The organism is Halomonas sp. KHS3 (assembly GCF_000830495.1).
GTDB classification, from domain to species: domain Bacteria; phylum Pseudomonadota; class Gammaproteobacteria; order Pseudomonadales; family Halomonadaceae; genus Vreelandella; species Vreelandella titanicae.
Window position 1 is genome coordinate 480,782 of sequence record NZ_JWHY01000002.1, and the last position, 22,611, is coordinate 503,392.

Sequence of the window (22,611 nt, forward strand, 5' to 3'; positions counted from 1 at the left end):
ATGTCCCAAGCCGATTCGCTGATTGAAACGCTAAAGCGCCAGCTTCGCGCTCAGGGTAAAACCTATGCTGATGTCGCAGAGTGGCTGGCGCTGAGCGAGGCCTCCGTGAAGCGGCTGTTCGCAGAGAAGCACTTTACGCTATCGCGGCTGGAGTGCATCTGTGACCAGTTGAATATCGAATTCGCCGAGCTGGTGCAGACCATGCAAGCTGACGAGCAGCGTTTGCAGGCGCTAACCCATGCCCAAGAGCAGAGTATTGTGGATGATCGTGAGCTGTTTCTGGTGGCTGTCTGCGTCATCAATGGCTATAGCTTCGACGAAATTCATCACCAGTACCAGCTAAGTGAAGCAGAGTGTATCCGGCAGTTACTGAAGCTTGAGCGGCTTAAGCTTATTGATCTACTTCCCGATAACCGGATCAGACGTAGGGTAGCCGCCAATTTCCGCTGGCGGGCGGACGGGCCGATACAGCGTTTCTTTCAGCAGCATATCGCCAACGAGTTTTTCCGTTCCCGTTTTGATAGTGACAGCGAAAAGCTCATTGTCCTCAATGGCCTATTATCCTCTGCGGGTAATGCTGAATGGCAGCAGACCATGCAGCGCCTGGCGAAAGAGTTTCATGCGCTATGCGAACGAGAGAGCGGGCTACCCATTCATCAGCGGTTTGGCACGACTTCGGTGCTGGCGGTACGGCAGTGGCAGTATGGGCTGTTTCAGGGTTACAAGCGGGGAGGCCAAGTAGTTCCCAACGCTACGTAGATGTGTTCCGGAAGAGAGTGGCCTCTTGTTCTAGCCACTCGACGAAGCGTGCTACCGCTGGTGGCGTTTCTCCATCACTAGGCAGAATCAGTTCGTAGGCGAACGGAGAAGCGAGTGGATAGTGTTCCGCGAAGGGGCGTACCAAAACACCGCTCGCTAGCCGGTCAGCCACCAATGGGTAGCTGGCGAGTACCACGCCTTGCCCGGCAATGGCCTGATCGAGAGCCAAGCTGTAAAGCGAGTATTGCCGCTGGTTGGGCATCTTGTTTAGCTCTACGCTGGCGCTTTTAAACCAATCGCTCCAGCTTGGAATGGGGTGGCCTGCGTGGCTGCACCAATCCACGGTGAGCAGTGTCTGTGCCAGCAAATCGTCGGGGGTTTGCATGTTTGCCTGCGCTAATAGAGAGGGCGAACAAACCGGAAATAACGTGTCTTCAAACAGGCGCAGGCTGGTGACACCGGGCCAAGGGCCCTGGCCATAGCGCAATGATAAGCGTGCCCTGTTGGGCAACCACAGCGGTGGCGTTAAGCGCGCCTCGGCATCCAGAGAGATTTCTATTTGCCGTTCATTAGCTTCAAAGCGGGGTAAGCGGGGGAGTAGCCAGAGTTGTAGAAAGGAGGGCGGTGCACTCAGTAACAATCGAAAAGCCTCTTCTGAGCGCTCGGTGACGTTCTGTACACCGCTGGCGATGCGCAAAAGGCCTGCCTGCACATCTTCAGCCAGTACCCGGCCTGCTTCGGTAACGCATACCCCATTGGCATGACGCTCAAACAGCACCACGCCTAAGTGGCCTTCCAACTGTTTGACCTGTCGGCTAACGGCGCCAGGCGTCACCCCGAGGCGATAAGCGGCGGCTTTGAAGCTATTTTCTCGCACGGCCTCGGCAAACGCGCGCAATGCATTCAGCGGTAGCCTTTCTATTCTCATAGAGTGAGTTTTCATAAGCCTAGGGTCGATAAGTAATCGTTTGTATGCAATGACGCTTACTGCTGCAATGGGCACCTATATGTTATAGGAGCCCGCAATGAGTAATCAAAGAATAGCCTCCAACAACCACACTGTCTGCATGGTTGGTCGATCGCAGCGAAAGTCAGTGGACGCAACGGCAGCATCGTTGATGCTGCTATTTTGCCTGGTGTTGGGTTTTCAGCAGGTGGCGATCAAGGGTGTGGCTGAGGATATCTCACCCGTGGTGCAGATGGCCCTGCGCTCAGCTTTGGCGGTGTGTCTGGTCGGCGGGCTGGCTTCTTGGCGCGGTATTCGCTGGGCGGATGTGGGTCATCATTGGGGCCCTGGGTTGCTGGTGGGCCTGGGGTTTGCGGCTGAGTTCGCTTTTATCGCCTGGGGATTAACCTATACCTTGGCGTCCCACATGTCGGTCTTTCTGTATACTGCGCCCATCTTCGCTGCCCTGGGTTTGCATCTTTGGGTACCTGGCGAGCAGCTCTCCATTCGCCAGTGGTGGGGCGTTGGCTTGGCATTTCTGGGAATGGTGGTTGCCATGGCGCCAAGCGGTGCTTACAGCACCGAGATTCTTATTGGGGATACGCTGGGCTTGCTCGCTGGCCTCTCATGGGCGGCCACGACCGTCGTGATCCGCAAGACTTCGCTTTCTGAGGCGCCAGCAGAGCTCACTCTGAGCTATCAACTGAGCGTGACGGCGTTGTTGCTCCTGCCGGTGGCGGCTATATCCGGGCAGCTAATGAGCGCGCAGTTTACCCCAATGGCGTTAGCCAGCCTTGGTTTTCAGACGCTGATCATTTCGTTTGCTGCGCTGCTGTTATGGTTTACCTTGCTGCGCCGCTACCGCGCTTCGCAGTTAGGCGTGTTTTCTTTCTTGGCGCCGCTTTTCGGTATTCTGTTTGGTACACTGCTGCTCAATGAGCCGCTGAGTATTAATTTTATAATCGGCGGTGGCGTTATTTTAGTTGGCATCATTCTGGTGACTCGCTAAACGCATGCACCCATCTACCTTTGCGAAGACACCGATATGAGCATCACCCCTTTTCAAGCACTGGCGTGCCCGCTAGACGGAAAACCACTCAGTTGGTCGGCTAGTGTTTGGCGATGCTCTGATGGCCACAGCTTTGATATTGCTAAGCAGGGCTACGTTAATTTACTGCCTGTGCAGCAAAAGCGTTCCCACGATCCGGGGGATAGCAAGGCGATGGTAGCTGCTCGCCAGCGTTTTCTTAACGCGGGGTACTATCAACCCATTGCGGAGGCAGTCAGTCATGCTGTGTTGGGCCATGCCGAGGTTCAAAAGGCAGACAGACTGCCTTTTAGCTGCCTGGATGCGGGCTGCGGTGAAGGTTATTACCTTCGCCAATTAGCTGACGCGGCGACTAACGCGCAGCCACTTTCACTGATGGGGCTGGATATCTCTAAATGGGCGGTATTGGCCGCAGCAAAACAGGATGCTAAGCAGGCACCGCTAAGCAGCTGGGTCGTGGGGAGTAATGCACACTTGCCGGTGCAGACGGGAACGTTGGATAGCGTGCTGTGCATGTTTGGCTTTCCAGTGGTAAGCGAGTTTGCTCGTGTGTTGAAAACCGGTGGCGTACTACTGCAGGTTGAAGCGGGGCCTAATCACTTGAGGGAGCTGCGGGAGATTATCTACCCCACGTTAAAAGCTGAACGTGCGAGTGAGACGGTAGTGCCCGATGGCTTTATTCACCATGGCAGCGAGAGGGTAAGCTACTCAATTGCACTAAATGGAAGTGAGGAAATTGCCGATCTGTTGGCGATGACGCCGCATCTTTACCGAGCCAGCGCTGAGGGGCGTGATCGAGCAGCGGCACTTGAGGTGCTGGTGGTGACGGTGGATGTGCGGGTGGTGCAGTGGCGACGTCTTTAGGCGCTTTCAAACGCAGCGTTCACACACTTCTAGCGCAACTTCTGTACAGCCAAACACAACAAGGCCCGCATAAGCGGGCCTTGTTATCCGAACCTTAGAAGGTTCGAGCAAATTCTAAAGCGCTATGTCTTAGAGACTTAGTCTCAAAAAGCTTAGGCTTAGGAAATTTGCTTGATGTTTGAAGCTTGAAGGCCTTTCTTACCCTGGGTAACGTCAAAAGAAACGTTAGCGCCTTCTTGCAGGGTTTTGAAGCCGTCTGCTTGAATTTCAGAGAAATGGGCAAACAGGTCATCGCCGCCGTCAGAAGGAGCAATAAAACCGAAGCCTTTAGTATCGTTGAACCACTTAACTGTGCCAGTAGACATAGTAAAAATCCTTTCGCGCAAAGCGCTTTGTAAAGTTCCTGGTATCACCCAGATTAATAGCGGATAAAACAAGGAATACAATTACAGTCTTGCCGAAAGATTTTGTACACGTCTATCTCGTACATTTCTAAATCTTTTTCGTACACTTCTGAAACCATGCTTGCTTGCTAACCAACTGGCGCTACATTGTCATGAATTGTAGCGCGTGTCAAAGCCTTTCTGGATTGTCTTGCCTATGGGGCGCAGTGAGAGCCTCTATTAGAGGTGGTCGCTGGAAAGTAGTGATAATGCCAGCGACCATCAGGGCACGTTTCCAGTAAATGGGAAGCTTGTTTTCTTACATGAATATCGCTCGTGCTAATGTTTACGTTTGGCCAAAAGCTCGGACAGCACCTGGCGCGCAGTTAGTGACTCGCTGTAGGCCGTACGACGATATCGCTGGTATCTACGTCATCGGGCTGGTTGATGGCATGCGCAATGGCGGAGGCGATCGCTTCGGGCTTGAGGGCAATTTGGCGGAAAAGGTCGATTGCCTTTGCGGTTTCAGAGTCGGTGATGGTATTGGCCAGCTCTGATTCCACTACCCCGGGGTAGACACAGGTCACGCGTATCTTGTCGGTTTCCTGGCGTAGCCCATCGGAAATAGCGCGCACCGCATATTTAGTGGCGCAGTAGACTGCTGCGGTGGGCATAACAGTGAGGCCACCGATGGAGGAGATGTTGATCACCTGGCCACTTTCCTGGGCCTGCATAGTAGGCAGAACAGCGGCGATACCATTGAGTACGCCGCGAATGTTGACATCGATCATGCGGTTCCACTCATCTACTTTGAGCGCTGCCAAAGGCGATAGGGGCATGACGCCCGCGTTGTTGACGATGACATCTATGCGGCCGTGGGTTTTGATCGCGAAATCCGCAAACGCCTGCATGTCTTTAAGGTCGGTGACATCCAGCGCCTGGAAATCCACGCTGCCGCCCTCTTCGCGAAGGGAGTGGGTCAATGCTTCCAACCGATCAGTTCGGCGTGCGCCAATAATCAAACGGTGCCCTTGACCTGCAAGCCAGCGAGCAGTGGCTTCACCGATGCCGCTGCTGGCACCGGTCAGTAAAACGACTTTGGAAGATGGGGTTGTTAAAGCAGTCATTGGATAATCCTCAGGGTGGTGGGTACCCAGAGAAGATTAAGCTGCTGCGGCTGGCATCTGTATAGGCGATCCTATTGCATGCTTGCCTAATCCTATTTGTTTGTTAAAGGTGGGCGGCGAGGCAAGCAACACAGCATGTATATTGCTCTTATGGTGTTATTGGCTCTTAGGGTTGGTTCAGGTGCGGCACGCATGACCAAGGTGGTTAACATGACACTGAAGAGCGATTCTGTGGTTTACAGCAATATCGTCGAATGCTTATACCAACTCGCACCACACGAGGGATATACCCAGTCGTTACTGGATGGCGTACGCTTTATGCGTTCTAACCGCCCGCTTAAAAACACCTCTGTGCTCTACGAGCCGAGTATCGTCATCATCTGCCAAGGCCGAAAGCGTGGCTATTTGGGAGATGAGGTGTATATCTACGATGCGCAGCGCTATTTGGTGCTATCAGTACCCTTGCCGTTTACTTCGGAAACAGAAGCCAGCCCTGACGAGCCAATGCTGGGTATTGCTATCCGCCTGGATGCGGTGGTAATCGCCGAATTGGTGACGATGTTGGAGGCGTCAGGCGAGTATGGGTTTGAGGCGCCGCGCGGCATGCTTTCAAGCCCGCTGGAAGAGCCGCTGGCAGATGCGACATTACGTTTATTGAATGCGCTTACCTCACCAACGGATGCGCATATTCTTGCCCCTTTTATTGTCAGGGAGATCTGCTATCGGGTATTGACGGGAGAGCAGGGCGGCAGTGTTCGAACAGCGCTCTCCCATTATGGGCAATTTGGTAAAATTGCTAAGGCGCTCAATCGTATTCATGCTAACTATGCCGATGCGCTGGAAGTAGCAAGCCTGGCGAATGAAGCTGGCATGAGTGCGCCAGCCTTTCACGTACACTTCAAGGCGGTCACCCAGACCTCACCTATCCAGTACATTAAATCCACCCGCTTGCACCATGCTCGGCTGTTAATGATACGTGATGGGTTGACGGCTGCCGCGGCCGCTAGCCGAGTGGGCTATGAAAGCCCCTCCCAGTTTAGTCGTGAATTCAAGCGCTTCTTTGGCCGCCCACCAGCGGAGGAGGTGCGTACCATGAAGGCAAGCCTTGATTTATTGCCGCCTACTCACCTGGTAGATATCGCTGTGCCACACTAATAGAGTGTGATGTACGCTTATCAAATTAGACCTACCAACTTCTTCAAATCTGTAGGGACGCAAATGACTCGTATATGGAAGGCCTATGCTCAGGCATCGTTGATTTTACGCGTCACTGTTGCGCTTGTTCTGGGCGTTGTCGTTGGGCTTATTGGTGGTGAGGCAGTGGCTGCCTGGCTAGCGCCGCTGGGTGACCTGCTGCTACGGCTGCTTACTTTTCTGATTGTCCCCATTGTACTGTTTACGCTGATGGTGGGGGTGAATCAGTCCCGGGAGGGAAGAGCTGGCCGCGTGGGCGGCAAGGTGTTTGGTTATTACCTTACTTCTTCAGCGCTGGCGATCATGGTGGGCTTAGCGGTTGCCACGTTGTTTAGTCCCGGCAGCGGTATGACGTTGGATGAGAGTGCCAGTTTCTCGGTGCCCGAGAATCCAGGCGTTGTCGATACGCTGCTGAATATAGTGCCGGATAATATTATTGGTGCGTTTGCCGAACTCAACATGTTGGGCATTATTTTTACGGCGCTGGTGTTTGGCATCGCATTGCTAAAAATGCGCCAGTCGGAGCGCCAGCATGCCATGGGTGAACGCCTTTATGGGGTGATTGAAGCGCTAAACGAGGTCACTCTAAAAGTAATGTCGGGGGTATTGCACTACGTGCCCATCGGCGTGTTTGCGATTGTCGCCGAAACGGTGAGTCAGCAGGGTTTGGCAACGCTGCTCTCATTGGGCGATATGGTGGTTGTGCTTTATATCGCCCTGGCAACCCAACTGCTGATTTATTGCGGCATCATGCGGCTGTTTGGCGTGAAGCTGCGCACCTTTTTTCGCGAAGCCCGTACGCCCATGGCCACGGCGTTTGCTACCCAGAGTAGCTCGGGTACGTTACCGCTAACGGTTAATGCTGCCCACCGCTTAGGAATTCCCAAAAGCATCTATGGTTTTAGTCTGCCGTTAGGGGCTACTTTAAATATGGATGGAGCGGCGATTCGTATCGCCATCTCGGCGGTGTTTGCCGCCAACGTGATTGGTGCACCGCTGGATTTCATCAGCATGGTGCAAATAGTGTTGATCGGCACGCTAGTGTCGGTGGGCACGGCAGGGGTGCCGGGGGCCGGTATCATAATGATTGCCACGGTGTTTGCTCAGGTGGGCCTGCCAATTGAAACCGTCGCGTTGCTCACCGCTATCGATGCACTGGTGGGAATGGGGTGTACTGCGCTGAACGTGACAGGCGACTTGGTCGGCACCTCCGTGATAGCCCGTAGTGAAGGCGAGGAGTTGCAAGAGGAGCCCGTCGAAGACGCGGGCTTGGCAGTAAGAGGGTAGTGCGTTTATCTCCCCCCTGAGAACGACTTAGGGGGGAGATCGCGTTAACCAATCATAAAGCCGCGACCCACGGGGTCTCTCTCATCAATCAGCCATTTGGCATAACCGATCAGTTCAGCGGTACCTTGCACGCTTGGACGAATGGCAGAATAACCACCAATTTCGGTTTTACCCAATATTTTGCCCGTGAAACGGCCGCTTCCCAGCAGGCCTTCCGAGTAGATTTCCTTGTTCTCTTCCAGTTCATTTCGTGCGTGAAACATGGCCATCATGGCGCTGGTTCCAGTGCCACCAGGCGAGCGATCCAGCTTGCCGCCTGAGAACACATGGACGTTGCGGTAAAGTGAATCTGGCTGCGTTCCCTCATGCCAGAACGTAACGAAATTTAGACCATTGATGTGAGCATGTACGGGGTGACGAATCGTCATGCGTTTATTCAATTCTGCCTTGACCGCCTCTCCCGCCATCGAAAAATAACTGCCATTTTCGGGGCAGATGGGTTGCTTGTCAGATGGAATGCGAATGATAGCGAAGAAGTTGCCACCAAATACCAGGTCAGCCTTTAGTGTACCCAGCCCCGGAACGTCAACAGGAATGTCCTGCTCCATCACGAAGGCGGGCACATTTTCAAAGCGAGTCCAATGCACTTTGTCGGCATCGGCTTTGACCTCCGAGACGACGGTGCCAGCGGTAGTTTCAAAACGGATGCGTGTCATGCCGTCTTCTTGTGCTGGTGGCGCCAAGCGGTGAGAAACCATCGCCATGGAAAGGGCTATGGTGCCGTGACCACACATGTCGACGAACTGTTCGCCATCCATCCATAGCATGCCAGCGTCATGATGCTCATCGGAAGGTGGGGTTAGAAAAACACCAAACATGTGCTGGTGGCCGCGGGGCTCACGCATCAGGCTAGTGCGGACATGGTCGTGATGCTCTTTCAAATAAGCGCGTTTGGATAGAATGTTGCTGCCATACGGGTAGGGAATGCCAGCATGCACGATGCAGGTTGGCTCGCCTTCCGTATGGGTATAGATAACGTCAAGGAACTGTTGGTTTTTCATGGTTGCTTCTTCCTGTGGGCTGTGCGGTTGGGTTATTAGTCTTGGGTTAAAGACCAAACCAGCGGGGTACGCTCATGACCATGCCAGCAGGCCAGACAATCACGGCGAGCAGCACTGCCAACATCACGGCAATGAACGGTAGGTTGGCGTAGGTAATGCGGATGATATCGACACGTGAAATCACGCTCGTAATAAACAAGGCGGCCCCGACCGGTGGCGTCTGCTGGCCAATACCCCAGCAAAGAATGACCACCATGGCGAACTGGAGAGGGTCTATGCCTAGCAATTGAACACTGGGCAGGAACAGTGGCACCACTATGAACATCATCGCGATGCCATCGAGGAAGGTACCGGCAATAATCAAGACGATGCTCAAAATCAGTAGAAAGCCGATGGGGCCCATATCCAGAGCTGCGATCGGCCCGAGAACTAGCTGCCCGAGACTTTGGTAAGTGAAGGTGTAGCCGAGTGTATGTGCCGCTGCCGTCACAAACATGACCGCACCGGTCAACACGGCACTCTCAACCAGGGCACGATAAAGCGCACGTAGTGAAAGCGAACGATAAAGCACCATGCCAGCGAAGATGCCATAAGCGACTGCCACGGCGGAGGCTTCGGTCGGTGTGAAAATGCCGCCGAGGATACCGCCGAGGATGATGACTGGCATTAGCAGGGCCGGGAATGCACTGACCAAGCTACTGCCCAGTTGCCTGATCGAAAATGCAGCTTCGATAGGATATTGGCGTTTCACCGATATCCACCACGCCATAAGCATGAGTCCTATGGCAATGAGTAGCCCTGAGACTAGACCGGCAGCAAATAACGCCCCTGTCGAAAGTCCCATATAGGCACTCAATAACACCATGGGCACGCTGGGAGGAATGATGATGCCAATAGTGGAGGAGGAGGCAGTCACGGCGGCAGTAAAGGGGGCGGAGTAACCCCGTTTGACCATCTGGGGGATCATCACACCGCCCACGGCGGCCGTATCTGACATGGAGGTGCCGCTCATGCCTGCAAAGAACATGGAGGTCAAGATATTGACCGCCGCCAGCCCACCCCGTATGGCCCCCACCATGGAACGAGCCAGATCGACAAGCCGTGCTGAAATACCGCTGTGGTTCATTATCTGGCCCGCTAGAATGAACAGCGGAACAGCCAATAGCGGAAAGGACTCGGTACCTCGGTATAGGCGCTGTACCAGCACGAGCATATCGACACCGGAAAAAGCGAGTACGCCGATAGAAACAAGTGTCAAAGCGAAGGCGATTGGCATGGCCAGCCCAATCAGAGCCAGAAGTGCAAGTAGTATGACGAGTAGAATCATAGCTCTGACTCCTCCAGAGCGGCTCTTCGAGCAGCTTCATAGGGCGGTATCTTTGCCTTGGCGGCAACGACACACTGGCGAACCAATTCCAGCAACATGCCCGCGCCGGAGATAGGCACGGCGGAGTAGAAAAGCCACTGAGGTGCACCTAGCATAAGCGTTGTACGGTTGGAAAAGGTGAGTGTTTGTTCCAAGCCCCACACGATCATGATGACGCAGACCAGCCCTATCAGTGCCTGGTTGATAAAGAACAATACCCATTGACCGCGATAGGGAAGTAAGGCAGCGATAACATCAATACGTAGATGAGCGCCTTGCCTGAGTGCCAGATAACCGCAGAAAAAGGTAATGTAGACCAGCAGACCCACTAAGACTTCGGCGCTCCACGATAGCGAGGCATTCAGGATGTAGCGCGCAGCCACTGCCGCTATTGCCAGGAGAGTAATGGCAGCCAACAGCAGTGCCGCGACCGCTTCAAAAAAACGATCAAGCATGGTAGTACTCCCGGGAGTAGCGACGGGCAGGAAGTGCCCGCCGGGAAGTGTGCTCTGTCGTTAGGGGAGGTCGGCGATGCGTTGCACCATGTCACGTGCCTCTTGTGACAGTCCTTCGGTAAAGGAGTCCCATAGAGGTTGAGAGGCTGCTATGAAGGTGTCAGTGTCTACCTCGTTCACTTCCATGCCGTTCTCTTTTACAAGCTCCACGACGCTCTGATCCGCTTGTTCTCCAAAGTTAACCGTTGCCTCGAAGGCCTGTTCGCCACCCTCGAGTAGAGCTTGCTGAACGCTGGCATCAAGATCCTGGAAACGTGACTCGTTCATCAGCAGGAAGCCGACGGTGTAAACATGCCCAGAGAGTGAGAGGTAATCCTGTACTTCGTAAAAGCGGCTGGCCTCTACTTCGACGAGAGGATTTTCTTGGCCATCGAAGACACCGGTCTGAAGGGCGGAGTAAAGTTCTGGATAAGGCAGCGGGGAAGCGTTAGCGCCATAGGCATTAAACATCTCGACACGCTGGCGGCTGCCAGGGGTACGGATTCTTAACCCGTCAAGATCCTCAGGTTTTTCAATGGCATGACTATTGTTGGTAATATGACGGAAACCTCCTTCATAAAAACCGATAACACGGTAGCCTTGCTTTTGAAGCTTGTCTTTTAATTCTTGACCGATTTCACCGCTCAGGACATTGCTCACATGCTCCCTGTCTCGAAATAGATAGGGAAGTGAAAGAATACCCATATCTTCATCAATGGTAGTAATCGGCGTTTCAATAGTGGCGATATCTAACAAGCGTGTATCTATTGCTTCTATATTGCTGACTTGATCGCCAAGTGAACCAGAATGAAAAAGTTTTATGTCGGCACTGTTATTGGTCGCTTCTGCCACGTGTGCGGCTAGGGCATTCAACCCCGCCATCTGGATGCCTTGCTGGCTTCCAATGGTCGCCGCTCGAAGCTCTAGCTCGGCGGCAGCTACCTGGCCTGCCAAACCGAGCCCTAGGGCGAAGGAAGCAATATATCGTACGGAGGAAAGTGCTTTCATGGTGACGCTCCGGAGGTTGTTTTTGCGGGAGTCATGTCACGGACCTTTACGATCACGTGTCTCTAGAGTAGGTCTGCGCCACCATGATTTATAGAATAAAAGAGACAGAAAATTGAATTTTTTGGACGGATTGCGCACGTAGTAACTGTTTGAAAATCATGACAGCAGGCGGCTAACGAAGAGCTACAAACGTTTTTCCTGACGGCGTGACTGGCCTGGGCTACAAGCGAAATGCGTATGAAAGTCTCGGGCGAGATGAGCGGCATCGGAGAAACCGCAGTCAGCGGCAATATCGGCAATTGAGCTGTCGGTATGGTGGAGTAGCCAGTCTGCATAGCGCAGGCGCATGATTTTGAAGTAGCGCATAGGTGTGATTCCCAGTTCTTGACGAAAGAGTCGATCAAGCTGTCGGGGGCTTAAATTGATCCGCTTGGCCAGGTCACAAGCACTTAGACGGGTATTCAGCGATTGCTCCATGGTGAGTACGGCTACCCGGACTCGCTCATCGCGAATTTCATGGATGGCTTCAAAAAAGTGTGTTTGTGGAGAGTTGGACGTACGCATGCCGTTTAAGATCATGTGACGAACCGCCTGCTGGGCCTTCTCGGGGCCACATGTGCGATGAATCAGGTGCAGGGCCATATCCGTTGCACCTGACGAGCCTGCACAAGTGATTACCCTGGCGGATTCCAGAAATATTCGATCGGGAGTGGCGTCGATTTTGGGAAACTGTTGGCGAAAATCATTGATTACGTTCCAGTGCACACATACCCGTTGGCCTCTCAGCAGGCCTGCACGGGCAATAGCAAACGTGCCAGTACATACACCGACAAGTTTCACTCCTTTGCTATGCGCTTCCTTGAGATATTGACTCAGTGCCTGATCTTCGTGGGGATTGAGATAATTATTACCACCACAAACGGCAATATGAGTGAATTCACTCGGTTCACGATATGGTGTTTGTGGGTGGGCCTCCAAGCCGCAGCTGGAGGTGATTGGACCGGGGCCCATGATCTGCCAGCTACAGTGGATTTGTCGGCTTCGGCCACCCTTGTCGGCAGCCAAGCGCAATGAATCGATGAACCCTGCAAAGGCATTCATGGTAAATAGCGGGAGTAGGATAAATCCGACGCGCAGAGGCGGTTGATGGCCCAATGGCATAGGGGGGAGGCTCTTGATGGTGGGTAGGCACGACTCCTTAGAGTATGCCCTGAGCCAGCCTAAGGTGCCATGGCCGGACTTTACGCATATCCATACGCATAGTAGTCATCGATAACGATCCCATTTGAACCCAAACAGGCGCCCCTAAAGAGAGGCGCCTGTTTAGTTAAAGCTATCTACTGCTCTCGGGTATCAGTGCTTCAATATCACATAAAACGCATGAATGATGCCCGGTATGAAGCCAAATAGCGTTAGAATAATATTCAGCCAGAAATGCCCTTTAAAACCGACCTCAAAAAATACGCCGAGCGGGGGAAGTATTACGGCAAAAATCATTTTGATTGGATCAGTCGCTGTAAACGCCATGAAGCCTCCTTTGCTTTCATTGGTGTAACTTGTACAAGTGTAGGCACGATCAACCTACTTTATCCATGCCTTGGCTAATTCCCTGTGACTAGCCGAGTAGGCAATCGTTCAATTCCGCCATTTATTTCCGCTCTACGCTGTTTGGGAGGGACTCCGTGTTCATCAAAGTGCCATTAAAAGTAACCACCACGTCTTTTTGTTTATTAAGTTGTCTTGGCGATGGCCAGAGTTGGGCACAAGAGAGTCCGTCAACTGACAACACGCTGGCCACACTTCAAGTGACGGCGCCACGACTATCGCGAGAGCTTTACGCCACGCCCGCTGCGGTTTCAACGCTCGACCGTGAGGCGATTGCTCAGGGGCAGCAGCGCACACGGCTGGATGAGGCGTTAGTGCGCGTGCCTGGCATGTTTTTGCAAAACCGCGATAACTTTGCCCAAGGCCAGCGAATCTCCATTCGCGGCTTCGGCGCTCGGGCGCCGTTTGGCGTTCGCGGTATTACCGTGATGGTGGATGGCATTCCGTATACGTTACCCGATGGTCAGGCACAGTTAGATGCCATTGATCTGGACAGCGCTGAGCGCATCGAAGTTATCCGTGGGCCCTCTTCGGTACTTTACGGCAACGCGGCGGGTGGGGTAATTGATGTGACCACCGCCGATGGCCGCGATAACCCTGGCTCAAGCGTGCGAACCGAGGTGGGCAGTGATGGCTACCGTAAGGCGGTCGTACAAACCGGTGGAGCCCAGGGTGATTGGTCGCACCATGTGAGCTTCTCGGCACTCAATGTGGATGGTTATCGGGAACAGAGCTCTACGGAGAAATACCTGCTGAATGCCAAACTGCGAAGAGAGTTAGGCAGTGATCGGGCGTTAACCGCGATTATCAACCTGCTGGACAACCCCCGTTCCGAAGATCCTGGCGCGCTGAACGCGCGTGAAGTGGCCAGTGGCCGTGATCAAGCAGCGCCGAACTCATTGGCGTTGGATGCAGGACAGAACGTAGATCAGCAGCTTCTTGGCTTACAGTACGAAGATTTATCCGCTGGCCCTGGTGAGTTCTATTTAAAAGGCTTTGTTGCGCAGCGCGATTTTGAGCAGCAACTGCCCTATGTGGGCGATAGCCGTATCGGCTACCAGCGTGATTATCTGGGCGCGAGTGCTGAGTATCACCATGAAGTCAGCTTGGGCAGCCTGCCGCTGAGCTATATCACCGGTGTCGATGTGGCGCGTCAAGACGACGAGCGCTTTAGGAACGATGTAAATGGCCAAGGCGTGGTCGGCGAGCAACTGGCGGAAGAGACCCAAACGGCGACCTCCGCTGGGGTATTTGCCCAGGGCGATTTAGAGCTGACCGAGCAGGTAACGCTCTCGCTTGGCGCACGCTTTGACCGAGTGGAGCTAGAAGTAGATGATCGCTATCAGGACGATGGCGATCAAAGCGGTGACCAGACCTTCAATGAGTGGAGCGGTTCGGCGGGGTTAAGTTACCGTTATCGTCCGCAGCATCAAGCCTATATCAATACCGGTACGGCGTTTGAAACGCCTACGTTCTCCGAGTTTGCCAATCCGGCGGGCGGTGGTTTTAACCCGTCGGTGTCGCCGCAAAAAGCCTGGAATCGTGAAGTGGGGCTGCGGGGCTACGTTGAACCACTGGCCATGGATTACGATCTGGCGCTATTTTCGGTGCGCGTGCGTGACGAGCTCGTGCCGTATGATGACGGCGGTCGCACCTTCTACCAAAACGCAGGCGACACCGACCGCGACGGTATCGAGCTGGCGCTGGGCTGGCAGTTGGCCGACCAATGGCGGTTGAATAGCGCCGTTACGCTGGCGAGCTATGAGTTTGATCAATTTGCTACACCAACTGAAAGCTTTGGCGGGAATCGCATTCCTGGGCTGCCCGAGCAAACCTGGGTCAATCAACTCACTTGGCAGGGTCTGGATGAGCGCTTTGCCACGCTGGAAACCCAGTACGTGGGCGATATGGTGGCGGACAACGCCAATGAGACAGAAGTCGATAGCTACTGGCTAGTGAACCTGCGGGTGGGTGATGGTTGGCGGTTGGGAAGCGATACACGGCTAAATGCGTATGTGGGCGTGCGCAATCTCTTAGATGAAGAGCACTACGCCAACGTGCGCTTGAACGGCACCTTTGGTCGCTTCTATGAACCTGCTCCGGGGCGCAGTGTGTATGGCGGTTTAGAAGTACGCTTTTAAGTCGAAATACTGCAAGTAAATAAAAACGGGCGGCGCTCATTCATTATTGCTGAGGCCGCCCGTTCTCGTGGGTGATAACGCTAAGTTAGCCGTTTACTCAGGCAGAGCGTAACCAATCACGTAATCGCCCATCTTGGTGCCAAAGGTGCCGTGTCCACCCGCCGTGACCACCACATACTGACGGCCATCCTGGCCGGTGTAGGTCATCGGCGTGGCTTGGCCACCTGCTGGCAGGCGCGCTTTATACAGCTCTTCGCCAGTAGTGATGTCGTAGCCGCGCAGGTACTGATCCAGCGTGCCGCTTAAGAACGACACCCCGCCAGCCGTCGTCAGCGGGCCGCCTAGTGCAGGAACGCCGACGTTCAAGCCAATCGGTAGATCAAACGGCATGCTGTCGCGTGTGGTGCCATTGCGGTGCTTCCACACCACCTCGTTACTTTGCAGATCGATACCGGCTACATCGCCCCAGGAGGGCGCTTGGCAGGGCAGGCCGAGCACTGAAAGCAGCGGGCCAAGCTCAACGGCATAAGGTGCGCCTTCATTGGCTTGTAAACCCTGTTCGCTGGCAGAGCCTTGGCCTTCTTCTACCTCTTCACGAGGAATTAACGTAGACACAAACGCCAGGTATTTAGCGCCGGTGAAGAGCGCTTGGCGCTCGGGATCAACGGCCACACCACCCCAGTTCATTACACCGACATTACCTGGATAAACAATACTGCCTTCCAGCGAAGGTGGCGTGTATTGGCCCTCGTAGCGCAAAGAGTTGAACTGAATGCGGCACATCATTTGATCAAACGGTGAAGCGCCCCACATGTCGCGCTCGGTGAGCGGCGGTGGCAGCAGGTTAAGCGCTGAACGCGGCTGAGTCTCGGCGGTCCAGTCACCTTCCACGGCGCCCTGAGGTGCAGGAACCTCTTCAATGGGCACAATCGGTTCACCGGTTTCACGGTTCAATACATATAGGCTGCCCTGCTTGGTCGGCTGAATAACCGCGGGCTGGGTGCCATCACTAGTGGCTAGGTCAATCAGTACCGGTTGCGCAGGTGAGTCCATATCCCATAGGTCGTGGTGTACGAACTGGTAAACCCACTCAACCTGACCATCTTCCAGGTTGAGTGCCACTAGACCCGCGCTGTAGGTTTCATCGTTCTCGGTGCGGTCAGCGCCATACTGGTCAGGCGTGGCGTTACCCATTGGCAGGTAAACCAGGCCTAGCTCTTCGTCAACGCTGATCGGTGCCCATACGTTGGGGGAGCCGCGGGTGTAGGTTTCGCCTTCTGGTAGCGGGTCGGTGTCGTCGGGATTACCGCTATCCCAGTTCCATACCAGCTCGCCGGTATGCACATCAAAGGCACGAATAACGCCTGAGGGCTCGTCAATGGAACTGTTGTCGGTGACGTGGCCACCCAGAATAACCAGATTTTCGGTTACCGTTGCAGGGGAGGTGGAGTAGTAACCGCCTGGTGAGAAATCGCCAATATTGTTGGTGAGATCAATTTCACCGTTATTGCCAAAGCTGGCGCACCGCTCACCCGTGTCGGCGTTCAGCGCAATCAAGCGTGCATCCGCCGTGGGCAGGTAGAGCCTGCGTGGGCACATGACGTCGGTCTCGCTGAGCATGGGTTGCTGCGGGGCGCCGTTTTCTTCTTCAACACCAAACAGCAGTGACAAGAAGGAGAGATCCAGACTGAAAATATCGCTGTCATCGAAGATATCAAAAGAGAGTGCCGTTGCACTGTTCGGGGCAGCGTCACTGTTCGTCACTTCTGTGCTATCGGTTGCAGAGTCATTAGTGTCAGTAGAATAGTTTGCGGCGTCATAGTAGGCGAGGCCGCGGCAGGTCATATGTGCCCAGCCAGAAAAGTCATCCGCCCCCATGGTGCTGATCTCGGGGTCAAATGCCCAGAGGGTTTCGCCGGTTTCAGGGGAGAGTGCCATCGCCCGGCTGTGAGACGTACAGATATACAGACTGTCATTCACTTTCAGCGGGGTATTTTGATTGGTGATCTCCGGGGGCGCATTGGGGCCCGCTTTGTCACCGGTTTGAATCCGCCATACCTCTTCAAGCTCGCCGATGTTTTCCGGCGTAATTTGATCAAGGGAAGAGTAGTGGGTGCCTGCATTGGTGCCGCCATAGGCGGGCCAATCATCGCCCGCCACTTGGGCAGGGTTTACGCTATCGGTCGTTGATTGGTTGTTAGCGGCTAGCGACCCTTCGATAGTACCGGGATCGTTAAACTGGCTGGCAATGGCCACGATAACAGCGGCAGTAATGCTGCCAACAAGCGCCAGACTGCCGCCTTTTGAGTGTAGTGGCTTACGCCACCAGGGCAGGAGCAGCAGAATACCTATTAAACAGAGAATGGCAACGCGAGGCACTAACTGCCACCAGTCGAGACCAACCTCCCACAGAGCCCACACTAATGTGGCAAAAAGAATCAGCGCGTAGAGCCACAGAGCGGCGCCTTTGCGCAGGGCAAATAGAATGCCGCAAGCAATAATGCTAAGCCCGGCAATTAAGTAGTAGGCGCTGCCGCCTACGCTGACGAGCTTGCTGCCGCCAAAAGCAAGCACCAAGCCGATAATAAATAGTAGCAGGCCAACTATAATAGCTGGCCATTTACTGTGAGCGCGCGTGCTTTCTTCCATGAGATTTCCCCTAGTGAAACGTACTTAATACGTTAATGCATGCCGCTTAAACCCTAAATTCAAGCAATAAGTGCCAAGCGGCGAACCCGCAACGCGCTTTAACCCATCGGCGGCGCCGATGGGTTAAAACACACCGCTATGGTGGATGATTTTAATAATCAATTCGCTATTGGTCTAACGATTTGATGTTTTTTTCTAAGGCGGGTGCCCTACCGCCAGGGTAGTTAATGTCGCGGTAGGGGTAGCCAGAAGGCGTGAGGTTTATAGCTTGACCAGCATTTTACCGGTATTGCCGCCGTCAAACAGGGCCAGGAATGCATCGGGGGTGTTCTCCAGGCCTTCTTTCACTGTCTCTTTATATACCAGCTTACCTTCCGCTACTTGGGGGGCTACTTCGTTCAGGAAATAGGGGTAGCTAGCCCAATGGTCAGCCACAATAAAGCCCTGCATTTTGGCCTTGCGCACTACCAACTGAGAGAGATTGCTCGGGCCGGGGGTAGGCTCTTTTGCATTGTAGCTGTCGATCATGCCGCATACGGCAATCCGCGCACCTTCATTTAGCTGGTTCAATGCTGCTTCTAGGCAGATACCGCCGACGTTTTCGAAATACACATCAATGCCGTTGGGGCTGGCGAGCTTAATGGCGTCGCTTAACTCCTGTGCGGTACGGTCACGATAGCTAACCGGTTCAACGCCCAATGATTCAAGCCAGGCCAGCTTATTCGCAGCCCCGGCAATACCGACCACATGACAACCTTTGGCTTTGGCCAACTGCACTGCCAGGGAGCCTACGGCACCGCTAGCCGCGCTAACCAACACATTGTCACTCGGCTTGCATTCGGCAATCAGGTTGAGGCCAGTCCAGGCGGTCATGCCAGGCATACCGAGTACGCCCAGATAGGCTTGTTCGGGAACATCGATATCGGGTAGCGGCGTGACGCCCTGCGCAGGCAGTTGGGCAATATCCCGCCAACCGCCCATATGGCTCACTTTGTCGCCCACTTTTAAGCTTGAATCATTGGTCTCGATGACTTCGCCAATGGCGCCGCCTTCCATCGGTTTGCCGAGTTCAAACGGCTCCACATAGGTGCGAATGCCGCTCATGCGCCCCCTCATATAAGGGTCGACGGAAAGCCAGCGGTTGCGAATACGCACTTCGCCTTCGGCTAGGTCGGGTAGGGTTTGTGTTTCTAGCTTGAAGAGCGTGCGATCGGGCAGGCCTTTGGGATAATCGGTAAGCGTGTAAAATTGTGACTGCATGGATGTATCTCCTGCAAATACTTGGCGTGTATCGAACTCCTTGCAGCATAGAGACCATTAGCCTGCTTGCAAGTTCGTTAATGTATCGGAAAGTAGCCACATAAAGAAACAGGGTGACCATTGCTGGTCACCCTGTCTGTTGACTACTTTAAGATAACGATGCTTCGTGTGCTGTCGCATTGATTAGGCTAATGGGTATCACACAACAACCAAGGATGTGTTATCCGTTAATCCAACAGCGTTACCATCACTGGAGCTGTACCGCGGCGAATCATGCCAAGCTTCGCTGCCGCGCGTTTAGATAAATCAATAATGCGTCCTTGAATGAAAGGGCCACGATCATTGATCAGTACTTCTACCTCTTGCCCCGTGTCCGGGCGTGTCACCAACACCTTGGTGCCAAACGGCAAACTCGGGTGGGCGGCGGTCAACGCCTGCTGGTCAAAGGGCTCTCCACTGGCAGTGGTCGCTCCTTGAAAGCGGTCACTGTAAAAGGAGGCGACGCCTTCCTGCGTTTCTGTTTCATGTGCAAAAGCACTATTAGCAGCGCTACTTACCACTATCGCTGCCAAACAAATCGTTCGGATCAGTCGTTTTTCGGCTCCCATGGGAGTACCTCGGTTTTGCTTGTTGCGAATCCCGCACTCTTGATGAGGTGCCTGAATAGGCTTTTCGATACTACCCTTGTCGCAACGAGTCAGCAAGCTTTGAGAAGATCGATGCAAATAGGTTCAATTTCAAGATTTTTAAATCTCTACTTATGTAGCCTTGGGTTTCAGTGACTTATCAACCCAGGTATGAAATGAATAGAGAAAGCACTTTGTGCAAAGCAGCATTCTTCATGAAACGCTCACTTTAATTGAGTAAGCATCTTATAATCACTGACACTTATCTAATTAATGATTGTCATTGCGACTCAACAAGGAACCGCTCATGGCTAGATCTTCTTCGTTTACGTTTGTATTGGTGGCGATCGGTGGCGCAGCCGTTGGTTTTCTCGCTGCTCAAATTATTCCCTTACCGGGGCAAACCGCCGATGAAGCGCCTGCCGAAACTGCTGAGACAACTGATCAGCCGTCCGTTGCCGAGGCTATTGTTGGCCTTGAAAAGCTCACGCTTGATGAGCGCATGCGTGGCGAAATAACCTCGGCCAGCGAGCTGAACGGTAACGATGGCAGCCGCTTCATGCGCTACGCCATCGCACTGGAAGAGGATGAGATTGTTGAGATTTCTCTCAACGGAGCCTTGCAAGGTGTTGTGGCGCTTTATGATGATCAGCTACAGCTGCTCGATAATGCCCCTATCGTTCGTCACCGTATAGAAGAGAGCGGCGACTATGTAGTGGTGGTTAGCGGTGCCGATGCCCACAGTTATGGCCCGTTTACCGTTGTCAGCCGAACCGTTGAGCTGACGGATGCTGACACAGTGGCAGTGGGCGAGCCCATCGATAGTTGGCTGCAAGGGGATGCCCGTGAAATCACCTTGAACATAGAAGAGGCAGGCCTCTACCAACTGGAAATGCGCTCTGACGACTTCGACGCTTACCTGGAGATTGAAGGGCCGAACGGTTACGCCCGCGAAGACGACGACAGCGCCGGTGATTTAGACGCGCGCATCGCTGATTTCCTTGAACCCGGTGAATATACGCTGACGGCACGTAGCGCCTACGATGATGGCAATGGCGTTTATACGCTTTCAGTAGAGCCTCACGAGTTACCGGGTGATGGTGAGCTGCGTAATGATGGAGCGCTCACTCCCGATGACTCTCTCAACGGCTGGTTTAGTGGCCAGGGGCTTAGTTACCAAGTAGAAGTAGAAGAAGCAGGCATGTACCAAATTGAGATGCGCTCCAGCGATATCGATTCCTACCTAGTGCTTGAAGGGCCTAACGGTTACTACCGCGAAGATGATGACAGTGCCGGCAATCTGGATGCTAGCATCGCTGATTTTCTTGCTCCCGGTGAGTATCAGCTAACGGCACGTACTGCCTATGGCGAGAGCAGTGGCATGTTTACGCTCTCCATGGCTCCGCGTGATATGCCAGATGTTAATCTGCGTAATGAAGGCACGCTTACCCCTGGTGAAGCGCTTAACGGTTGGTATAGCGGTGAACCGCTGACGTATCAGTTGGAAGTAGAAGAGAGCTCTTTAGTGACGTTGGAAATGCGCTCTGACGATTTTGATACCTTTATTGAGATCAGTGGTCAGGGTTTTGTCGCCAGCGATGACGACGGCGCGGGAGGTACCGACTCACGGCTTCAAGAGCAGTTGCTGCCCGGCACTTACACGGTAAGCGCACGCGGGTTTAGCGCTACCGGTAGCGGCTTATTTGAACTAAGCCTCGACATGGAGCCGACGGACATTCCCCCAGAGCTTTAATTGTTAGCGTTAATCGATAATACCCAGCGCCCCTGTTGCTTATCGTGATAGGGGCGTTGGTTTATTGGTCGATGGTGAGGAGTAAATGGTGAGGCGTGAGGCGTAAATAGTTAGGCGTGAGGAGGTTAACGGCCAGCTTTGAGGCAGCCTACCACTACCAGCACGGTCGCGGCGGGTAGGCGCCAGTCGAGCACGCTCATGCCTGCTAGCACCAGCAGTAGGGCGGCTAGAATCGGCACGCCATACGCCAAGCTGCCCACAAGGCTCGCGTGCCCCCAGCGCAATGCTTTATCCCAGGCCACCATGGCTACTCCGTAAGGCCCTAAACCCAGTGCGATGCCCGCGAGTAACGCTTCACCGCTGGGGAGGGCGAGGGTGCCTTCCAGTATTAAGCTGGCAGCCACGGCAATAGCGCAGGCAATCAGCAGTAGCCGCGGCAGCAGGGGTGTTAAGGCCACTGGTGCAGCTTGGCTTAACCATGAATAGATCGCCCAGCAGCAGGCGGCCAGCAGTGCTAGCGCGTAGCCCGTGGTGGCACCACCCAGCCCTCCACTGATGGCTTGAGGAACCAGCAGTAGCGCAGCGCCTGAAAACGCAATCAGAGCGCCGACCATCCCTGCGATGCGCAGGCGGCCAAAACGACTCCATTGGCTGAGTAGCACAAACAGCACGGGCCAAGTGTAGGTAATTAACGCTGCTTCGGCGGCGGGGGCTAGCCGCATACCAATAAAGTAGGTGCTGACGGCGCCAAAGATGAGCAGTGGGATACCCACCCAAACGCTGAGTTGCCAACCCGCGCCGCAGGCAGCGACATTAATGCGGCGGCTTAATGGTAGCGTCGCCAATGATCCCGCTAACAGGGTAACGGCAGTTAACTGCAAGGGCGGTGTCGCTTTGGCAAACTCAGCCAGCAGCGGTGCCGAACTCCAAAGCATCACGGCCACCAGCGCCGCACCAACACTGTACCAACGTGGGAATAACGCAGGGGGGTGAACGGGATGCATAAGAGTTCTCCTTGATTTGAGCATGTACCGAGCAGC

At 54.0% G+C, this 22,611-nt stretch carries 20 protein-coding genes; 7 read left to right on the forward strand and 13 right to left on the reverse strand.

From position 1 onward, the window contains the following. The gene (locus tag RO22_RS04465; RefSeq protein WP_041157705.1) at window positions 1–759 is read left to right on the forward strand and encodes a helix-turn-helix domain-containing protein; all 759 of its coding nucleotides are present in this window, start codon (window positions 1–3) and stop codon (window positions 757–759) included. On the opposite strand, the gene RO22_RS04470 is transcribed toward RO22_RS04465, so the two are convergent. Beyond that, window positions 752–1,687: a LysR substrate-binding domain-containing protein gene (locus RO22_RS04470; RefSeq protein WP_041157706.1), complete on the reverse strand. Its 936-nt coding sequence runs from the start codon at window positions 1,685–1,687 to the stop codon at window positions 752–754. The genes RO22_RS04465 and RO22_RS04470 overlap by 8 nt on opposite strands. Before the next feature lie 97 nt (window positions 1,688–1,784). Between RO22_RS04470 and RO22_RS04475 the strand changes: the two genes are divergently transcribed. Next, window positions 1,785–2,714 carry a DMT family transporter gene (locus tag RO22_RS04475; RefSeq protein WP_052475520.1) on the forward strand — a complete coding sequence of 310 codons (930 nt, stop codon included), beginning with the start codon at window positions 1,785–1,787 and terminating at the stop codon, window positions 2,712–2,714. Window positions 2,715–2,750: 36 nt separating this feature from the next. Further along, entirely contained in the window at window positions 2,751–3,617 is an 867-nt protein-coding gene (locus RO22_RS04480; RefSeq protein ID WP_041157707.1) for a putative RNA methyltransferase, read from the forward strand. Between the two features lie 158 nt (window positions 3,618–3,775). Here the strand turns inward: RO22_RS04480 and RO22_RS04485 are convergent, their stop codons facing one another. Together RO22_RS04485 and RO22_RS04490 are read right to left on the reverse strand one after the other, a co-directional pair. Continuing rightward, window positions 3,776–3,982 (reverse strand): cold-shock protein, encoded by a 207-nt coding sequence (locus tag RO22_RS04485; RefSeq protein WP_007111402.1) that lies wholly within the window; start codon window positions 3,980–3,982, stop codon window positions 3,776–3,778. A gap of 404 nt (window positions 3,983–4,386) precedes the next feature. After that, window positions 4,387–5,127 carry an SDR family oxidoreductase gene (locus RO22_RS04490; RefSeq protein ID WP_022523629.1) on the reverse strand — a complete coding sequence of 247 codons (741 nt, stop codon included), beginning with the start codon at window positions 5,125–5,127 and terminating at the stop codon, window positions 4,387–4,389. Window positions 5,128–5,337: 210 nt separating this feature from the next. Here RO22_RS04490 and RO22_RS04495 point away from each other — a divergent pair, with 210 nt between their 5' ends. Next, window positions 5,338–6,282: an AraC family transcriptional regulator gene (locus RO22_RS04495; protein ID WP_027957206.1), complete on the forward strand. Its 945-nt coding sequence runs from the start codon at window positions 5,338–5,340 to the stop codon at window positions 6,280–6,282. A gap of 63 nt (window positions 6,283–6,345) precedes the next feature. Continuing rightward, window positions 6,346–7,608 (forward strand): dicarboxylate/amino acid:cation symporter, encoded by a 1,263-nt coding sequence (locus tag RO22_RS04500; RefSeq protein ID WP_035538931.1) that lies wholly within the window; start codon window positions 6,346–6,348, stop codon window positions 7,606–7,608. 44 nt (window positions 7,609–7,652) lie between these two features. Here the strand turns inward: RO22_RS04500 and RO22_RS04505 are convergent, their stop codons facing one another. The 6 genes from RO22_RS04505 to RO22_RS24035 form a co-directional block, all read right to left on the reverse strand. Then, on the reverse strand, window positions 7,653–8,669 hold the full coding sequence (locus tag RO22_RS04505; RefSeq protein WP_022523626.1) for a proline racemase family protein: 1,017 nt from the start codon (window positions 8,667–8,669) through the stop codon (window positions 7,653–7,655). Between the two features lie 46 nt (window positions 8,670–8,715). Further along, window positions 8,716–9,996: a TRAP transporter large permease gene (locus RO22_RS04510; RefSeq protein WP_027957204.1), complete on the reverse strand. Its 1,281-nt coding sequence runs from the start codon at window positions 9,994–9,996 to the stop codon at window positions 8,716–8,718. Then, on the reverse strand, window positions 9,993–10,490 hold the full coding sequence (locus tag RO22_RS04515) for a TRAP transporter small permease (protein WP_027957203.1): 498 nt from the start codon (window positions 10,488–10,490) through the stop codon (window positions 9,993–9,995). Before RO22_RS04515 ends, RO22_RS04510 begins: the two co-directional genes overlap by 4 nt. Before the next feature lie 60 nt (window positions 10,491–10,550). Continuing rightward, complete coding sequence (locus RO22_RS04520; protein WP_027957202.1) at window positions 10,551–11,537, reverse strand: TRAP transporter substrate-binding protein; 987 nt, start codon at window positions 11,535–11,537, stop codon at window positions 10,551–10,553. Window positions 11,538–11,720: 183 nt separating this feature from the next. Beyond that, window positions 11,721–12,698: a GlxA family transcriptional regulator gene (locus RO22_RS04525; protein ID WP_035538928.1), complete on the reverse strand. Its 978-nt coding sequence runs from the start codon at window positions 12,696–12,698 to the stop codon at window positions 11,721–11,723. 192 nt (window positions 12,699–12,890) lie between these two features. Further along, entirely contained in the window at window positions 12,891–13,064 is a 174-nt protein-coding gene (locus tag RO22_RS24035; RefSeq protein ID WP_035538925.1) for a YqaE/Pmp3 family membrane protein, read from the reverse strand. Window positions 13,065–13,219: 155 nt separating this feature from the next. Here RO22_RS24035 and RO22_RS04535 point away from each other — a divergent pair, with 155 nt between their 5' ends. Then, window positions 13,220–15,283 (forward strand): TonB-dependent receptor family protein, encoded by a 2,064-nt coding sequence (locus RO22_RS04535; RefSeq protein ID WP_041157708.1) that lies wholly within the window; start codon window positions 13,220–13,222, stop codon window positions 15,281–15,283. A gap of 93 nt (window positions 15,284–15,376) precedes the next feature. On the opposite strand, the gene RO22_RS04540 is transcribed toward RO22_RS04535, so the two are convergent. The 3 genes from RO22_RS04540 to RO22_RS04550 all read right to left on the reverse strand — a co-directional run bounded on the left by RO22_RS04540 (window position 15,377) and on the right by RO22_RS04550 (window position 19,800). Further along, on the reverse strand, window positions 15,377–17,932 hold the full coding sequence (locus RO22_RS04540) for a glucose/quinate/shikimate family membrane-bound PQQ-dependent dehydrogenase (RefSeq protein WP_041157709.1): 2,556 nt from the start codon (window positions 17,930–17,932) through the stop codon (window positions 15,377–15,379). A 261-nt stretch (window positions 17,933–18,193) separates the two neighbouring features. Further along, window positions 18,194–19,192: an NADP-dependent oxidoreductase gene (locus RO22_RS04545; protein ID WP_009286888.1), complete on the reverse strand. Its 999-nt coding sequence runs from the start codon at window positions 19,190–19,192 to the stop codon at window positions 18,194–18,196. Window positions 19,193–19,419: 227 nt separating this feature from the next. After that, window positions 19,420–19,800 carry a septal ring lytic transglycosylase RlpA family protein gene (locus RO22_RS04550; protein ID WP_027957199.1) on the reverse strand — a complete coding sequence of 127 codons (381 nt, stop codon included), beginning with the start codon at window positions 19,798–19,800 and terminating at the stop codon, window positions 19,420–19,422. Between the two features lie 325 nt (window positions 19,801–20,125). On the opposite strand from RO22_RS04550, the gene RO22_RS04555 reads away from it, so the two are divergent. Next, window positions 20,126–21,571: a hypothetical protein gene (locus RO22_RS04555; RefSeq protein WP_041157710.1), complete on the forward strand. Its 1,446-nt coding sequence runs from the start codon at window positions 20,126–20,128 to the stop codon at window positions 21,569–21,571. Between the two features lie 125 nt (window positions 21,572–21,696). On the opposite strand, the gene RO22_RS04560 is transcribed toward RO22_RS04555, so the two are convergent. Continuing rightward, window positions 21,697–22,575 carry a DMT family transporter gene (locus RO22_RS04560; protein ID WP_041157711.1) on the reverse strand — a complete coding sequence of 293 codons (879 nt, stop codon included), beginning with the start codon at window positions 22,573–22,575 and terminating at the stop codon, window positions 21,697–21,699. Window positions 22,576–22,611 lie beyond the last annotated feature (36 nt).

Coding starts and splice junctions, on each gene's coding strand:
- RO22_RS04465 (WP_041157705.1), top strand. CDS start 1: ATGTCCCAAGCCGATTCGCTGATTGAAACGCTAAAGCGCCAGCTTCGC.
- RO22_RS04470 (WP_041157706.1), bottom strand. CDS start 1,687: ATGAGAATAGAAAGGCTACCGCTGAATGCATTGCGCGCGTTTGCCGAG.
- RO22_RS04475 (WP_052475520.1), top strand. CDS start 1,785: ATGAGTAATCAAAGAATAGCCTCCAACAACCACACTGTCTGCATGGTT.
- RO22_RS04480 (WP_041157707.1), top strand. CDS start 2,751: ATGAGCATCACCCCTTTTCAAGCACTGGCGTGCCCGCTAGACGGAAAA.
- RO22_RS04485 (WP_007111402.1), bottom strand. CDS start 3,982: ATGTCTACTGGCACAGTTAAGTGGTTCAACGATACTAAAGGCTTCGGT.
- RO22_RS04490 (WP_022523629.1), bottom strand. CDS start 5,127: ATGACTGCTTTAACAACCCCATCTTCCAAAGTCGTTTTACTGACCGGT.
- RO22_RS04495 (WP_027957206.1), top strand. CDS start 5,338: ATGACACTGAAGAGCGATTCTGTGGTTTACAGCAATATCGTCGAATGC.
- RO22_RS04500 (WP_035538931.1), top strand. CDS start 6,346: ATGACTCGTATATGGAAGGCCTATGCTCAGGCATCGTTGATTTTACGC.
- RO22_RS04505 (WP_022523626.1), bottom strand. CDS start 8,669: ATGAAAAACCAACAGTTCCTTGACGTTATCTATACCCATACGGAAGGC.
- RO22_RS04510 (WP_027957204.1), bottom strand. CDS start 9,996: ATGATTCTACTCGTCATACTACTTGCACTTCTGGCTCTGATTGGGCTG.
- RO22_RS04515 (WP_027957203.1), bottom strand. CDS start 10,490: ATGCTTGATCGTTTTTTTGAAGCGGTCGCGGCACTGCTGTTGGCTGCC.
- RO22_RS04520 (WP_027957202.1), bottom strand. CDS start 11,537: ATGAAAGCACTTTCCTCCGTACGATATATTGCTTCCTTCGCCCTAGGG.
- RO22_RS04525 (WP_035538928.1), bottom strand. CDS start 12,698: ATGCCATTGGGCCATCAACCGCCTCTGCGCGTCGGATTTATCCTACTC.
- RO22_RS24035 (WP_035538925.1), bottom strand. CDS start 13,064: ATGGCGTTTACAGCGACTGATCCAATCAAAATGATTTTTGCCGTAATA.
- RO22_RS04540 (WP_041157709.1), bottom strand. CDS start 17,932: ATGGAAGAAAGCACGCGCGCTCACAGTAAATGGCCAGCTATTATAGTT.
- RO22_RS04545 (WP_009286888.1), bottom strand. CDS start 19,192: ATGCAGTCACAATTTTACACGCTTACCGATTATCCCAAAGGCCTGCCC.
- RO22_RS04550 (WP_027957199.1), bottom strand. CDS start 19,800: ATGGGAGCCGAAAAACGACTGATCCGAACGATTTGTTTGGCAGCGATA.
- RO22_RS04555 (WP_041157710.1), top strand. CDS start 20,126: ATGGCTAGATCTTCTTCGTTTACGTTTGTATTGGTGGCGATCGGTGGC.
- RO22_RS04560 (WP_041157711.1), bottom strand. CDS start 22,575: ATGCATCCCGTTCACCCCCCTGCGTTATTCCCACGTTGGTACAGTGTT.